9 protein-coding genes are annotated in these 13611 nt (G+C 65.4%); 3 read left to right on the forward strand and 6 right to left on the reverse strand.

Annotated features, from left to right (window positions below):
- Positions 1-41: 41 nt before the first annotated feature.
- The gene (locus K0S66_RS03435; RefSeq protein ID WP_301073710.1) at positions 42-3377 is read right to left on the reverse strand and encodes a glycosyl hydrolase; all 3336 of its coding nucleotides are present in this window, start codon (positions 3375-3377) and stop codon (positions 42-44) included.
- A gap of 131 nt (positions 3378-3508) precedes the next feature.
- Between K0S66_RS03435 and K0S66_RS03440 the strand changes: the two genes are divergently transcribed.
- A complete protein-coding gene (locus tag K0S66_RS03440) occupies positions 3509-3976 on the forward strand; it encodes an Lrp/AsnC family transcriptional regulator (protein ID WP_301073711.1) in 468 nt (155 codons plus the stop codon).
- A gap of 284 nt (positions 3977-4260) precedes the next feature.
- Positions 4261-4794 carry a PepSY-associated TM helix domain-containing protein gene (locus K0S66_RS03445; RefSeq protein WP_301073712.1) on the forward strand — a complete coding sequence of 178 codons (534 nt, stop codon included), beginning with the start codon at positions 4261-4263 and terminating at the stop codon, positions 4792-4794.
- 47 nt (positions 4795-4841) lie between these two features.
- Here the strand turns inward: K0S66_RS03445 and K0S66_RS03450 are convergent, their stop codons facing one another.
- Together K0S66_RS03450 and K0S66_RS03455 are read right to left on the reverse strand one after the other, a co-directional pair.
- Entirely contained in the window at positions 4842-6485 is a 1644-nt protein-coding gene (locus K0S66_RS03450) for an MFS transporter (protein ID WP_301073713.1), read from the reverse strand.
- Between the two features lie 77 nt (positions 6486-6562).
- A complete protein-coding gene (locus K0S66_RS03455; RefSeq protein ID WP_301073714.1) occupies positions 6563-7873 on the reverse strand; it encodes a serine hydrolase domain-containing protein in 1311 nt (436 codons plus the stop codon).
- Positions 7874-8060: 187 nt separating this feature from the next.
- On the opposite strand from K0S66_RS03455, the gene K0S66_RS03460 reads away from it, so the two are divergent.
- Positions 8061-9404: a M24 family metallopeptidase gene (locus K0S66_RS03460; RefSeq protein WP_301073715.1), complete on the forward strand. Its 1344-nt coding sequence runs from the start codon at positions 8061-8063 to the stop codon at positions 9402-9404.
- Positions 9405-9497: 93 nt separating this feature from the next.
- Here the strand turns inward: K0S66_RS03460 and K0S66_RS03465 are convergent, their stop codons facing one another.
- From K0S66_RS03465 to K0S66_RS03475, 3 genes are read right to left on the reverse strand one after another with little or no spacing between them, the layout of a single operon-like run.
- Complete coding sequence (locus K0S66_RS03465; RefSeq protein WP_301073716.1) at positions 9498-10850, reverse strand: M24 family metallopeptidase; 1353 nt, start codon at positions 10848-10850, stop codon at positions 9498-9500.
- A gap of 17 nt (positions 10851-10867) precedes the next feature.
- A complete protein-coding gene (locus tag K0S66_RS03470; protein WP_301073717.1) occupies positions 10868-12139 on the reverse strand; it encodes a Xaa-Pro peptidase family protein in 1272 nt (423 codons plus the stop codon).
- Positions 12136-13548, reverse strand: coding sequence for a M20/M25/M40 family metallo-hydrolase (locus K0S66_RS03475; protein WP_301073718.1), 1413 nt, complete (start codon positions 13546-13548; stop codon positions 12136-12138). Before K0S66_RS03475 ends, K0S66_RS03470 begins: the two co-directional genes overlap by 4 nt.
- Positions 13549-13611 lie beyond the last annotated feature (63 nt).

Raw genomic sequence — 13611 nt, forward strand, 5'->3', positions numbered from 1 at the left:
CCGGCCGGAGCATGTCCTTCGCCCGGCCGACCGCAGCTCCCTTATTGCTGCATCCCGACCTGCTCGTCCTCGGGCATCCAGCTGGCCAGGGCCTCCGCCCGGTCACGTTCGAGCTGTGCGCTGGCCACGAGCTTCACCGGCGTTACGCCCTGCTGCGACAGCTGGGCATTGAGCTGGGCGAGATCGCTCGCCTTGATCTGCTCCCACGCGGCCAGCTGCTGATCGGCAACCGCCTTCAGCTTGGCATATTCCTCGTGATGCTGCTGCGCCGGTGCCGTGTCCCCCTGCGACACCGTGCTGGCGAGCGAGACCAGCATGTTGTTGAGCCGGATGGGGTAGTTCAGCGGATCCTGCGGCGCGACGTTCTTCACCTGGATCAGCACGTCCTCGACCGCGGTCGCCTTCGCCTCGACGGCATCGGCCGCGCTTACCAACGCGGGCTTCCCGGCAGCGGCCTTGCGCACGTCGCCAAGCTGCTGGTGAAGCGCGCGCAGTTCCAGCACCGCCGTCTGTACGCGATTGAAGTCGCGGTTGATCGCCGACACCAGATCATATTGCTGCTTCAGCTCGGCCGGGGTGACCGTCAGGTTCGGGTTCGGCGTGATCGTCACCGGCTGGACCTGGGTCTTGCCGTCGACAGTCAACCGGATCTTGTACTGGCCCGGCAGCACCACCGGCCCGCCCGATGCGTTGCGCCACAAGGACGCCTTGGGCACCTTCACAGGACCATCCTCGCGGAAGTCCCAGACAAAGCGGTTGACCCCGGCATTGCGGGTGAGCTTCGCCGGCTTGCGGCTGCGCCCTTCCTCTTCCTCGCCGCCGTCGTCACCGGGTGTTTCCGGAACGGGGTAGGTGCGGATCACGCGATCGGTCGCGTCGAGGATTTCCAGCTTGATGCCATTGTCGACTGGCGGCTTGATCGCACCGGTCGCCTCGGCGCCGGCGACCGACGGCGCATCGGTCGTCTTGGGCGTGTAGCTGGCGTCCGCCTTGGCTGCCGCCTTCGGTTCGGCCTGCCCTTCCTTCAGATGGTAATAGATAATCACGCCCTGCGGCGGGTTGGCGCCGGTCGGACCGCCCGTGCCATTGCCACGGCCAGTGTACAGAACGCGCATCGTTTCGCGCGGCTGGAAGAGGTGAAAGTCCTTCTTCGTCACCTCCGGCGACCATTGCCGCACCGCGCTCAGATCATCGAGCACCCAGAACGATCGCCCGTGCGTGGCGACTGCGAGATCGCCGGCGCCCGCAATCGCCAGATCGTGCACGGGGCTGCGCGGGAGACCCATCTGGAACGGCTGCCACTGCTTGCCGCCATTGAACGAGACGAACACGCCGTTCTCGGTGCCGGCGTAGAGCAGGTCGGGGCGCGCCGGATCGGCACGGATAACGTGCATATAGGCATCCGCCGGAAGGCCGTTGGTGATCGACGTCCACGTCTTGCCGTAATCGTCGGTGCGGAAGGCATAGGGCTTGAAGTCGTCGAGGCGATGGCGATCGGCCGACACGTACATCGTGCCCGGCCGGCGGGGATCGGGCTCCACCATGTTGACGGTTGCCCATTCGGGCATCGCCTTTGGCGTCACATTCTCCCAGCTGCCGCCTTCGTTACGCGTGACATGGATCAGCCCGTCGTCGGTGCCGACCCAGATCAGTCCCTTTTGCACCGGCGATTCATTCACGCTGAAGATCGTGTTGTAATATTCGACGCCGGTGTTGTCCTTGGTCAGCGGACCGCCGGAGGATTCCTGCTTCGACTTGTCATTGCGGGTGAGGTCGGGCGAGATCTTGGTCCAGCTCTTCCCCTCATTGTCAGTGCGCCACAGCACCTCCGTCGCATTGTAGAGGACGTTGGGGTTGTGCGGCGAATAGAGAAGCGGCTCGGTCCACTGCGGGCGGTGCTCCAGGTCCTTCGCGGCCCAGCCCATCGCCTCACGCGGGAACGGCCCGATTGGCGTCAGCTGCCCGGTCTTGTGGTCGTAGCGCGTGACGTAATTGCCGTAGCTGTTGGCGATCGTGACGTCGGGATTCTTGGGATCGGCGATGACATAGCCGCTCTCGCCGCCGCCGACCGCGTAGAAGCTTTCCTGCCCGATCGGTCCACGCACATTGCCGCTGGCGATCGACACGGTGCTGTTGTCCTGCTGCGCGCCATAGATGCGGTACGGCACCTGCTTGTCGACCGAGATGTGATAGAATTGCGCGGTTGCCTGGTTCATGCCGGTGGTCCAGCTGGCCCCGCCATTGACCGATACGTTGGCGCCGCCGTCATTGCCCTCCACCATGCGATTGGTGTCGTTGGGATTGATCCACAGCGAATGGTTGTCGCCGTGGAAGGTCGGCATCGTCTTGAACGTCTTGCCCGCGTCCTCGGATTTGTAGGCGTTGACGTTCAGGACATAGACCTTGTCCTTGTTCTTCGGGTCGGCGATGACATGGGTGTAATACCAGGCGCGCTGGCGGAAATCGCCGCGATCGCTGATCCGCTGCCAGCTCGCGCCGCCATCGTCGGTGCGGAACAGACCCCCCTCGGCCGCCTCGATCAGCGCATAGACGCGCTTTGAATCTGCCGAAGGGGCAACGCCGATCCGGCCGAGGATACCGGCGGGAAGGCCGTTGCCGGTCACTTTCTCCCACGTCGTGCCGCCATCGCGCGACCGGTACATGCCGCTGCCCGGCCCGCCGCTCTCCATCGTCCACGGCTTGCGGTGCACCTGCCACATGCCGGCCCACAGCGTGTTGGGATCGTTGGGATCCATCTGCACGTCGATCGCGCCGGTCTTCTGATCGACGAACAACACGCGCTGCCACGTCTTGCCGCCATCACGCGTACGATACACGCCGCGTTCGGGATTGTCGCCAAACGGGTGGCCCAGCGCCGCGACGAACACGGTGTTCGGGTCAGTGGGATGGACGACCATGCGCCCGATCGCCTGGCTTTCGCGCAGGCCGGCGAACTGCCACGTCTTGCCGCGATCGACCGACTTGTAGACGCCGTTGCCGGTGATGACGTTGCCGCGGATGTTCGCTTCGCCCGTCCCGACGTAGATCACCTTGGGATCAGACGGCGCGACCACGATCGCACCGATCGATGGCGATGCCTCATGCAATTTGTCCCACAAGGGCTGCCAGCTGTTGCCGCCATCCTCGGTGCGCCACACGCCGCCGCCGGACGCGCCCTGATAGAAGGTGTCGGGTTCCTGGATCACACCGGCGACCGCGCTGACACGCCCGCCGCGGAACGGGCCGACCAAGCGGTATTGCATGCCGGCGAACGGCGTCTTGGCGGCGGGGGTCGCCTCCTGCGCGACGGCGACATGAGGCAGCGTCGCGAGCGGTGTGCCCGCGAGCAACAGGGCAAAAATCACGCGTCTTTTCATGGGCGATCCTCCGGTGGAAAAGAATGATGATCGCGGCGCGACGGCGCGCGATCGAATTGCGGTATCGGCTCGTCTGTGCAAGCGTCCCCCGTGAAGATCCGTGAAGAAGCGGACCAACGGGGACAGCAGAAATGGCAACAAAGGCAAAGCTGGATGCATTCGACACCCGCATCCTGCAGATACTGACTAATAATGGGCGCATTTCCTGGCGCGATCTGGCGGACGAAATCGGCCTTTCGCTCACACCCACCTTGCGCCGCGTTCGCCGGCTGGAAACCGAAGGATATGTCCTTGGCTATACGACGCGTCTGAACGAACGCCGGCTGAGTGGTGCGATCGAGGCGATGATTTCGATCACGCTGGATCGTCAGTCGGACGAGGCGTTGACCATTTTCGAACGCAACATCCAGGACGTGGAGGAAGTCACCGATTGCTACCAGATGACGGGCGATTACGATTATCTGGTCCGCGTCGTCGTCAACGACCTTGAACATTATCAGGCGATGCTGGGCACGCTGTCGCGGATCCCGATGCTGTCGCGGATCAATTCCAGTTTCGTGCTGAAGACGGTGCTGCGCCGCCCGGTCAAGGTGACGTAGGACGCGGCAGGGGTGACACAAGGCGACGTCGCGCGGCGTCGCGCGCCAGCTGGCGCTACCCGTCATTCCCCCCTGCTTCATCTGCCCCCGCTTCCGAAGCGGGCAAGCTAGGCGAGAAGCGACTAGACTGTCTCGCCAAAATTACATGTTACATCCATAGTTTTTGGTTAAGTCGTTCCAAAAACTAAACAGCTCTTGGCACTTTCTGCACGCCAGACACAAAAAGTTACGACAGCGTCGTTCAACATGCTTGGTCCTGTCCGGCGAGCCGGTATGACGCAGCCATGTCTGCACCGCGCCTCCTGCGAAAGATCCATTACTGGCTGTCGCCTGCCCTGCTGATCAGCCTGTTCGTGATCGCGATCACGGGATCGCTACTGGCGCTGAAGAAGGACCTCGATGTTCTTCAACCGGCGACGCGCGATGGCATTGCCCCAGGCCTGCCAGATCGTTCGCTCGCTTCCCTGATCGCGTCGGTGAAAGCGCTGCCGCCGCACACCGAGGTGACGTGGAAGGACGTCGACCGGATCGACGTTCGTCCCAAGGACGGTATCGCCAAAGTCATCCTGCGGTCCCGCCACGAAGTCCAGGTGGATCTGACCAGCGGTGAGGCGGTGGATACGGGCTATCGCACCTCCGACCTGCTGGAGACGATCCACGATTTCAGTTTCATGGGCGACTGGGCGAAATATGTGTTTTCGTTCGGCTCCGGTATCGCGTTGATCTTCATGGGCGCAACCGGCGTCTACCTGTTTGCGCTGCCGATGCTGGTGCGGCGACGCAAGCGGATCGACAAGGCGCGGCGCCAGGAGCGCTAGACCACCGCGACCTGCAGGGTCAGCCTGGCAGGGTCAGCTTGGCAGGGTCAGCTTGACCGTGACGGATCGGTCACCGGATCGAAGGCGCGTGCATCGTCGGCACCGCTGCCCGGCATCGATCCGGTCTGGCGTTCGATCCACCGGTGGATCACCGAGGGTCGCTCCTCAAGCCACAGATCATGAAGCGCGTCGCTGTTGGCGATGTCGGCGCGGGTACGGCGTTCGTTGTGGCGCACATATTCCAGCCATGTCGGGAAGTGGAACCGCTCCATCCACAATTGCGGGTCGGCAAGATCGCGCATCAATGTCCAGTCGCGCGCACCGTCGCGGCGGCGGATGCGGCGACGTTCGCTCATCACGCTGAGGAAAGCGGGAATGTCGGCCTCGGCGATGCGGTGCTCGACGGTGATCACCACCGGGCCGCTCCGGGGCTCCACCGGGACGGCGGTATCCGGTTCACGCCAGGTATTGGCGGGATCGAGATTGAGCTGGCTGATCTCAGGCAGGCGGCGGAGCGCCCCGGCGAGAACGCTCAGCAACTGCACGCCCGCCGCGCACAGCAGCGCGATTGGCACGCCGTGGCTGCCCGCGACCGAACCGAACAGCCAGCTTCCCGCCGCCATGCCGCCGAACGCCGCCATCTGGTACAGCGCAACGGCCCGCGCGACGACCCAGCGCGGCGAGGCGAGTTGAACGCTGACGTTGAAGGTCGATAGCGCGAGCACCCAGCCGGCACCGGCCAGCGCCAGCGCCGGCAGCGCCAGCAGGAACACGCCCGTAGCGGTCACCGCCGCGCCGATCGCCAGCGCCAGCGCGGCAATCTGTACGATCCCCTCCGTCGCCATGCGCAACCGCAAGCGGCGGGATAAAAGCGCGCCCCCGACCGCCCCCACACCAAACGCGCCGTAGAGCAGGCCGTAGGTCAGCGGGCCACCACCGATCAGGTCGCGCGCGACGATCGGCATCAGCGCGGGGATCGCGCTGGCGGGAACGCCGAACAGCGCGGCGCGGCCTAGCACCATGCGGATCGACGGGGACATGCGGACGTAGCGCAGCCCCGCCGCCATCGCGAGGCCCAGCCGTTCGCGCGGCAGCTTGCGAGGCGGCAGATTCGGGCGCCAGCGCGCGATCACCACGATCAACCCGACGTAGCTCAGCGCGTTGATGAGGAACGCCGCCGCCGTGCCCGCCGCCGCAATGATCGCGCCGCCGATCGCCGGGCCCGCGCTGCGCGCAATGTTGAAGCCCATGCTGTTGTACGCCACCGCGCTCGACAGCATCGGGCGAGGCACCATGTCGCCGACGGATGCCTGCCATGCCGGGCCGTTGATCGCCGTGCCGCAGCCGATCAGAAAGGTGAAGATCAGCAGCAGCCAGGGCGTGATCCACCCCAGCCAGGTGCCGATCGCCAGCAGCACCGATACGATCAGCATGAAACTTTGCGCGGTCAGCAGGATGCGCCGGCGGTCGAGATTGTCGGCGACCGCCCCGGCCCATAGCGACAGCAACATGATCGGCAGGGTCGTCGACGCCTGAACCAGCGCGATCATCTGCGCCGATGCGCCTAGGCTGGTCATCATCCACGACGCACCGACCGCCTGGATCAACCCACCGAAGTTCGACGACAGGCTGGCGATCCATACCGCCCGGAACAATGGAATGCTGAAAGGGGAATCAGGGGCGAAGCGCATCGTTGATGGAATGCAGAAGACCACCCGGACGATCCGTCGCGGGGGTAGTGGATCACATATCTTTTATCGCGCCTGCTCTAGCCGGCACGGCCCGTGCCCGGGCGGGTCGCGTTCTGCTGCCCCTTGGCCGCAGGCAGCTCCAGCCAGTCGGTCGGCGGCAGGCCGTACAGCATGTCGAAAAATTCCAGCTGCAGGCGCGCAGCGTTATAGTTCCCGCTGTTCCACAGCATCACGATCCCGCTCTGCTCTGCCGGGTCGAACAGCACTAGCGCGCCATAGCCCTCCACGGCGCCGCGATGGCCCACCAGCGTGTGCCCGGCATAGTTGAAGCTGCGCCAGCCCAGGCCGTAGGATGCTTGCGTCAGCGCGCGATCCATCGCCGAACGGCGCCCGTGCGGCGGCGTGGAGACGCGGGGCGTGTGCATCGTCTGCAGCATCTGCGGTGACAGCACGTCCGGCGCCTTGCCCATCTGCGCCAGCATCCAGCGCGCCAGATCGCTGACGGAGGAATTCACCCCGCCGGCCGCGGGCACGCGGTAATAGCTGTCGTTCACCGTCACCGGCGTGCGCCCGCGATGCGGCCGTGCCCAGCTGGTCGCCGATTGCAGGCCAAGTCGCCCGACACTCGCGCTTGTCATCCCCAGCGGCGCGAACAGCCGTGCCTGCGCCAGATCGCCATACGGCTGACCAGCGGCATGTTCGACGATCTCGGCCGCGGTATCATAGGCGATGTTCTGATAGGCGTAGCAGGTCGCCGGGGAGCACAGCAGTGGCAGCGTGCCGAGTTGCGCGCGCAACGCGCGTGGATCAGCGCCCTGTTCCAGCCGGTCATCCCAGGCATTACGCACGATCCCGATCCGGTGCGACAGCACATCGGCAACGGTGACGTTGCGGCCGGCCGGCGACAGCCGCAAGCTCGTGTTCAGCCCCTCGATCGGCGCCTCGAGCGACACTCGGCCTTCGCCCGCCAGCTTGGTGACCAGCGCCGACGCCACGCCCTTGGATACCGATGCCCAGCGAAACACCGTGTCCGGAGTGATCGGATCGCCGGACCCCGCGAGCGTCTCGCCATAACCGCGGAGGAAGCGGACCTTGCCGCGCTCCACCGCCGCGACCGCCAGCCCAACGAAATCCTTCTGCTGCATCAGCAGCGCGATGCGTGAATCCAGCCGCCTGTAATCCACCCGTCCCGGCTCGCTCGTGCCGGCGGTCGACAGCAGATCCGGCACTGCCGGCTTGATCTCCTGACTGGCGAGGACAACGCCGGCCGAGGAGCTTTTCAGGCTCATCATCACAAGCGTGATGGCGCCGATGATCAGAAGCAGGGCCACCCCCACCAGGCGACGCCGCGTCCAAGCCATCTGCGGCGTGCGAAAGGGTTGGGGCATGGGTTTTCCGGGAAGTGGCAGACGTGGCGGGCTTATGCCGAGTCACCCCTCTGTCAGCAACGTGCCGCGATCAAAATCATCAACCCATCTGCAAGGTACAGCGCGCCCCTTTTCAACCGCCCGCCGGCAGAGTAGCCACGCTCCCAAACATCCGTTCGCTATGTGAACACGTATGAGGGGGAGTAAGATGATTCCTTTGGCCATGGCGCTGGCGATCGGCGCCGCGTCACCCGCAATCGCGCAAAGCAATGCCGACCGGGCGATGCCTGCGATCCTGCCGCTCGAACGCCGCGCCGAGACCGAGGACCGCTGGCTCAAGCAGCGGCTCGAAACGCTGCTGCCCACGCTGATGCGCCGCGACAAGGTGCAGATGTGGGTGCTCGTCGCTGGCGAGTATAACGAAGATCCCGTGATGGCGACGATGCTGCCCGCCACCTGGCTCCACGCGCGCCGCCGCACCATCCTCGTCTTCTTCGACCCGGGCGAAGGCAAGCCAATCGAGAAGCTGGCGCTCGCCCGCTATCCGGTGGGCGATTTCCGGCCTGCGTGGAGTCCCGACGAACAGCCCGATCAATGGGCCGAGCTCGCCAAGATCATCGCTGCGCGTAACCCGGCGACGATCGCGCTCAATCGCTCCGAGGCCTTCCCGCTCGCCGATGGCCTAAGCTCCACCCATTATGAGGCAATCGTCCGGGCGCTTGGGCCTGACATGTCGAAGCGCCTCGTCGCGCATGAGCGGCTGGCGCTCGGCTGGCTCGAGACGCGCATCCCGCAGGAAATGGCCGCCTATCCGACGATCTCGCGCATCTCGCATGCGATCATCGAGGAGGGGTTCTCCGACCGCGTCATCACGCCCGGCGTCACCACATCGGACGATGTCGTCTGGTTCTTCCGCAACCGAATCAACGCGCTTGGGCTGGACACATGGTTCCAGCCGAGCGTCGCGATCCAGCGCGCCGATGGTGGCAAGTTCAGCGTGCAGGAGATGGGCCATCGCGGTGACACGATCATCATGCCGGGCGACATGCTGCACGTCGATTTCGGCATCACCTATCTGGGTCTGAACACCGACATCCAGCGGCTCGCTTATGTGCTGAAGCCAGGCGAGACGAATGCGCCCAAGGGGCTGCGCGATGGCATGGCGGCAATGAACCGCGTGCGTGCTGCCACGATCGCTGCGCTGAAGCCCGGCCGCAGCGGCAACGAAGTGCTCGCCGCCGCTCGCCGCCAGGTGGAAGCGGAGAAGATCGACGGCACGATCTATTCGCACCCGATCGGGCATCACGGCCATGGCGCCGGCACCTGGATCGGTGCGTGGGAAAGCCAGAAGCCGGCGCCGGGCCGCGGCGATTATCGCATCGATCCGAACACCGCCTGGTCGATCGAGCTGAACGCGCAGGCCAATGTGCCCGAGTGGGGCGGGCAGAAGGTCCGCTTCATGCACGAGGAAAACGGCTTCCTCGCCGCGGACGGCACGTTCCGCTTCCTCGATGGCGGGCAGGAGGAATTCCTGCTCATCCCTCGCCAATAAGAAAAGATGGGGCTCATCCCGGTCAACGGAATGAGCCCAGTTATGGGACATCGCAGACCGGCCGGCGCAGCAGACGCCGGCCGCAAAGGGAATCTAGCGTGCCCCGATCAGGTGAAACTTCGTCTGGCGACCGTCGATATAGCGAACGGTCTTGCCGTCGAAGAAGGCGTCTTCCTCGCTCTTGAAATCGACCATCTGGCCGCCCCATTCGGGCACCGCCTTGGTCGCCATCAGCTCGATCGACCAGGCGATGTTCGGCCGCAGCTTATATTCGCCGGTCGGCACGAACTTCTGCTCTTCCGACAGGCCGATCGAGCTGCCCGCGCCATGACCGTGATAGCCGATCGGATGCGAATAGATCGTCGGCTTCAGCCCGGCCGCGATCGCCTTGGCGCGCGCACGGTTGAGCACCTCGTTGCCGGTCGCGCCGATGCGGAACTCGCTGGTCACCGCGTCCTGCACCAGATTGTTCTCGCGAAGCCCGGCCTTCAGCCCGGCGGGCGCATCCGTCTCGCCATCGCGCAGCACATAGGCGACGTGCTGCGTATCGGTGCTGAAGTTCAGATAATGGATGCCGAAGTCGACACGCAGCATGTCGCCCTTCTGAATCACGCTGGCCTTCTCCCGCAGCACGCCGGGCGTGCCCTGGCGGGTGACTTCCACCGACGGGTGGAACCAGGACGCGAGACCCAGATCAGCGACGCGCTGGCGATACCACCAGACGAGATCTTCATTGGTCGTCACGCCCGGCTTCACCACCGCGGGCGAGAAGCCTTCGCCGATGATCGCATGCGCGACGCGCACGATCTCGGGATAGACCTTCATCTCCTCCGGCGTGCGCGTCTCCAGCCAGCCGATCGCCAGCGGATAGCCAGCGACGATGCGGCCCTGCTGCTCGGGCGTCAGCGCCTTCGTCAGATCGGTGTACTGGCTGTGCGTCAGGCCATCGCCGAACGCCGTCAGCGAGGAGATGTTGAGCGCGATCTTCTTCGGGTTACGCTCGGCGATCAGCTCGCGAACGCGGGCGAACTGGTCGGGCTGCTTCTCCATGTCCCACACGGGCGTGTAGAGATCACCCATGCCGTGCTTGCTGACCACCAGCCGCTCGATCGGCTTGCCCGCGCCCGGATCGAAGAAGATGATGATTGTGCGCCGACGCGCGCGCAGATTGGTCGCGTTCAGCATCGTCGAGACCACCGGGTCTTCCAGATATTCGCGCGCGATCAGCACCCACATGTCGATGCCGTTCTCGCGCATCAGCTGCGGCAGCACGGTCTCGAACCGGCGCTCCAGCCACGTGTCGCGAAGCTGCGCCTGATCGCGCAGGCTCATGATCTTCGGCATGGCCGGCGACATGGACTGTTCTTCCTGCGCCATCGCCGCGGGCGCGAGCGCCACCATGGCGAACGCCGCAGCGCCGCCCAACAGGCTCTTCAATCGTGGCATTGCGCCCTCCCCCTTGTTTATCCGAACGGCTTGTCGAGCGAGGAGGGCGGCTGCGTGAAGAAGCGCGGCCCCTGCTCGGTCATGTAGAAACAATCCTCGATGCGGATGCCGAACTTGCCCGGCAGATAGATGCCCGGCTCGTTCGAGAAGCACATTCCCGCCGCCAGCGGCGTGGTTTCGCCGTGCACGAGGTTCACTGGCTCATGCACATCGAGGCCAATGCCGTGCCCGGTGCGATGCGACAGCCCCGGCAGAGCGTAACGCGGGCCGTAACCAAGCGTTTCGTAATAGGCGCGCACCGCATCATCGACGCTGCCGGCGGGCGCGCCGACCTTCGCCGCGTCCATCGCGACATTCATGCCCTGGCGCATGTGGCCGAACACGCGGCGCTGCTCGGCGGTCGGCTCGCCAAAAACGAACGTGCGCGAGATGTCGGAGACATAGCCGTGCGTGCTGCAGGTGCAGTCCATCAGCACGACCGTTCCCTCGGTCAGCTTCAGCCGCTCCTTGGAGCCGTGCGGCAAGGCGCTGCCCGGTCCGACCTGCGCGCTGCTCGACGCGCGCTGGCCGCCGAAGCGCGTCAGCTCACGCTCCATGATCGCGTTGATGTCATTGCCGGTCATGCCAGCCCGCACCTGGCCGTGCGTGGCGCGATAGGCGGCGATCATGATGTCGTTCGCGCGTTGCAGCAGCGCGATCTCGGTCGGGCTCTTGATCATGCGCAACGCGTTGACCACACCGGCGCCGGAGACAGTTTTCACCGACGGCAGCAGCCGGCGAACGCCGTCGCTGATGAAGAAGCGCGTCGTTTCCTCCACCGCCAAGGTGCCGGTGTCGAGCTTCTTCTCCTTCAGCCAGCCGGCGATCAGCGCGAAGGGGCTTTCGTCCTCCTGCCACACGCGCACCTCGCCCGGCACGTCGAGCATCTCGCGGATCGACGGTTCCTCGAAGAAGGGTGTGACGATCAGCACCGGGCCGTCGGCGGGGATCACCGCCGCCGTGGTACGCTCGCTGCGCCACCAGTCGATTCCGGTGAAATAAACGAGGGTCGATCCGGCCTCGACCAGCAGCGCGCCGATATTCCGGCGGCGCAACTCGGCCTGCATCCGGGCCAGTCTGGCCTCACGTTCCGCACGGCCGATCGGCGCGATCGGCGGAAACGATGGAGCTGCCGCGCCGCCCTGTCCGGCGAACACCGCGCCGGGCAGCGCGGCGAGCGCACCGCCCGCCGCCGCCCCGCGCAACACGTCGCGTCGCGCGAGCCCGTCGACCAACTGGCTGCCGATCACTTGCGCCCCCCAAGGTCGCGCAGCAGGAAGTCCCAATAATCGAGCTGCTTCAGATAACCCGCGATCGGCACGCGCTCGTCGGTGCCATGCGCGCGGCTGTCGTCCGCGCCCAGCGCCAGCGCGCCGGCACCATAGGTCGGGATACCCGCGCTGCGGAACTCGCGCCCGTCGGTGCCGCCCGACGACATGCTCGGCTTCAGCGTGACGCCAGGATAGGTCGCGTCCATCGCCTTTTGCAGCCGCGCGAACAGCGCCGGGTTCACCGGCGATACCGGGCTCGCCACGCCTTCGCCGACCAGCGACACGGTCAGCTTGTCGTTGCCGAGCGTATCGGCGATCTTCGCCTGCACCGCCTCGACGGTGGTGCCCGGGAAGATGCGGCAATTCACCGTCGCGGTCGCGTTCTGCGGCAGCGCGTTGGGCGCATTGCCGGCTTGAAGCATCGTCGCCACGCAGGTGGTCCACAGCAGGTTCGACTGGTGTGGATATTTCTCCGCGACCGCGCGCGCGGCGGCATCGTTCGGGTTTGCCATCAGCGTGGTCAGCGCGGTGCCGAGTTCGCCGCCCTTCTCCTTCGCCATGTCGGCGACCATGATGCGGGTGATTTCGTTGAACTCGACCGGGAAGCGAAGCGCCTCCAGCTTGGTCAGCGCGCGCGCGAGATCATAGATCGCATTGTCGGCGCGCGGCGCGGAGCTGTGCCCACCGGAATTTTTCGCGGCGATCGCGAAATTGGCGTAGGTTTTCTCCGCCGCCTGGATGTTGAAGCGATACTTGCCGTCTTCGCCCATCGCGCCCGAACCGGCATCGGAATTGAGCGCGAATTCGGCACGCGAGACGAGCGGGTGCTTGGTCAGCGCGCGCGTCGTCATCATGCCGCTTTCCTCGTCACCCGAGAAGGCGAGCAACAGGTCACGCTCCGGCACGAAGCCCGACTTCTTCAGGCGGATGAAGCTCGCGACCAGCGAGGTCACGCCAGCCTTGTTGTCGGTCGAACCGCGGCCGTAAATGTAGCCGTCCTTCTCGGTCGGCACATAGGGATCGGTCGCCCAGTTTTCCTTCAGCGCGTCCACCACGTCCATATGGCCGAGGAACGCGATCGGCTTCGCCTTGGCATTGCGCCCGGCGTAGCGGACGACGAGCCCGGCGGTCTTTTCGCCATCGATCTCGACCGGAACAGTCATGATCTCGTCGGCGGTGAAGCCAGCGTCACGCAGCCGCTTGGAATATTTCTCGATCAGCGTCGGTACCTGCCCGCGCCCCTTGGCGGTCGGGATGGCGATCGCCTCTTCCAGCATCTGGCGTGCCATCGCCCGATCAGCGTCGGTCACGGGCGCAGCCGAAGCCGTTACGGCGACGGACGACAGGACAAGCGCCATCGCGGCACCGGCACACCAACGCAACTTCATAACAATTCCCCACCCACAAATGATGCCGGAGGCGCTACAGCGCGCCTCCGGCTATTGGCAATG

Origin of the sequence: Sphingomonas sp., assembly GCF_029239295.1 — a bacterium.
Taxonomy (GTDB): domain Bacteria; phylum Pseudomonadota; class Alphaproteobacteria; order Sphingomonadales; family Sphingomonadaceae; genus Sphingomonas.

Bases quoted from the DNA above. Each gene is read 5' to 3' on its own strand.
- K0S66_RS03440 (WP_301073711.1), top strand. From the start codon at position 3,509: ATGGCAACAAAGGCAAAGCTGGATGCATTCGACACCCGCATCCTGCAG.
- K0S66_RS03465 (WP_301073716.1), bottom strand. From the start codon at position 10,850: ATGCCACGATTGAAGAGCCTGTTGGGCGGCGCTGCGGCGTTCGCCATG.
- K0S66_RS03435 (WP_301073710.1), bottom strand. From the start codon at position 3,377: ATGAAAAGACGCGTGATTTTTGCCCTGTTGCTCGCGGGCACACCGCTC.
- K0S66_RS03460 (WP_301073715.1), top strand. From the start codon at position 8,061: ATGATTCCTTTGGCCATGGCGCTGGCGATCGGCGCCGCGTCACCCGCA.
- K0S66_RS03445 (WP_301073712.1), top strand. From the start codon at position 4,261: ATGTCTGCACCGCGCCTCCTGCGAAAGATCCATTACTGGCTGTCGCCT.
- K0S66_RS03450 (WP_301073713.1), bottom strand. From the start codon at position 6,485: ATGCGCTTCGCCCCTGATTCCCCTTTCAGCATTCCATTGTTCCGGGCG.
- K0S66_RS03475 (WP_301073718.1), bottom strand. From the start codon at position 13,548: ATGAAGTTGCGTTGGTGTGCCGGTGCCGCGATGGCGCTTGTCCTGTCG.
- K0S66_RS03455 (WP_301073714.1), bottom strand. From the start codon at position 7,873: ATGCCCCAACCCTTTCGCACGCCGCAGATGGCTTGGACGCGGCGTCGC.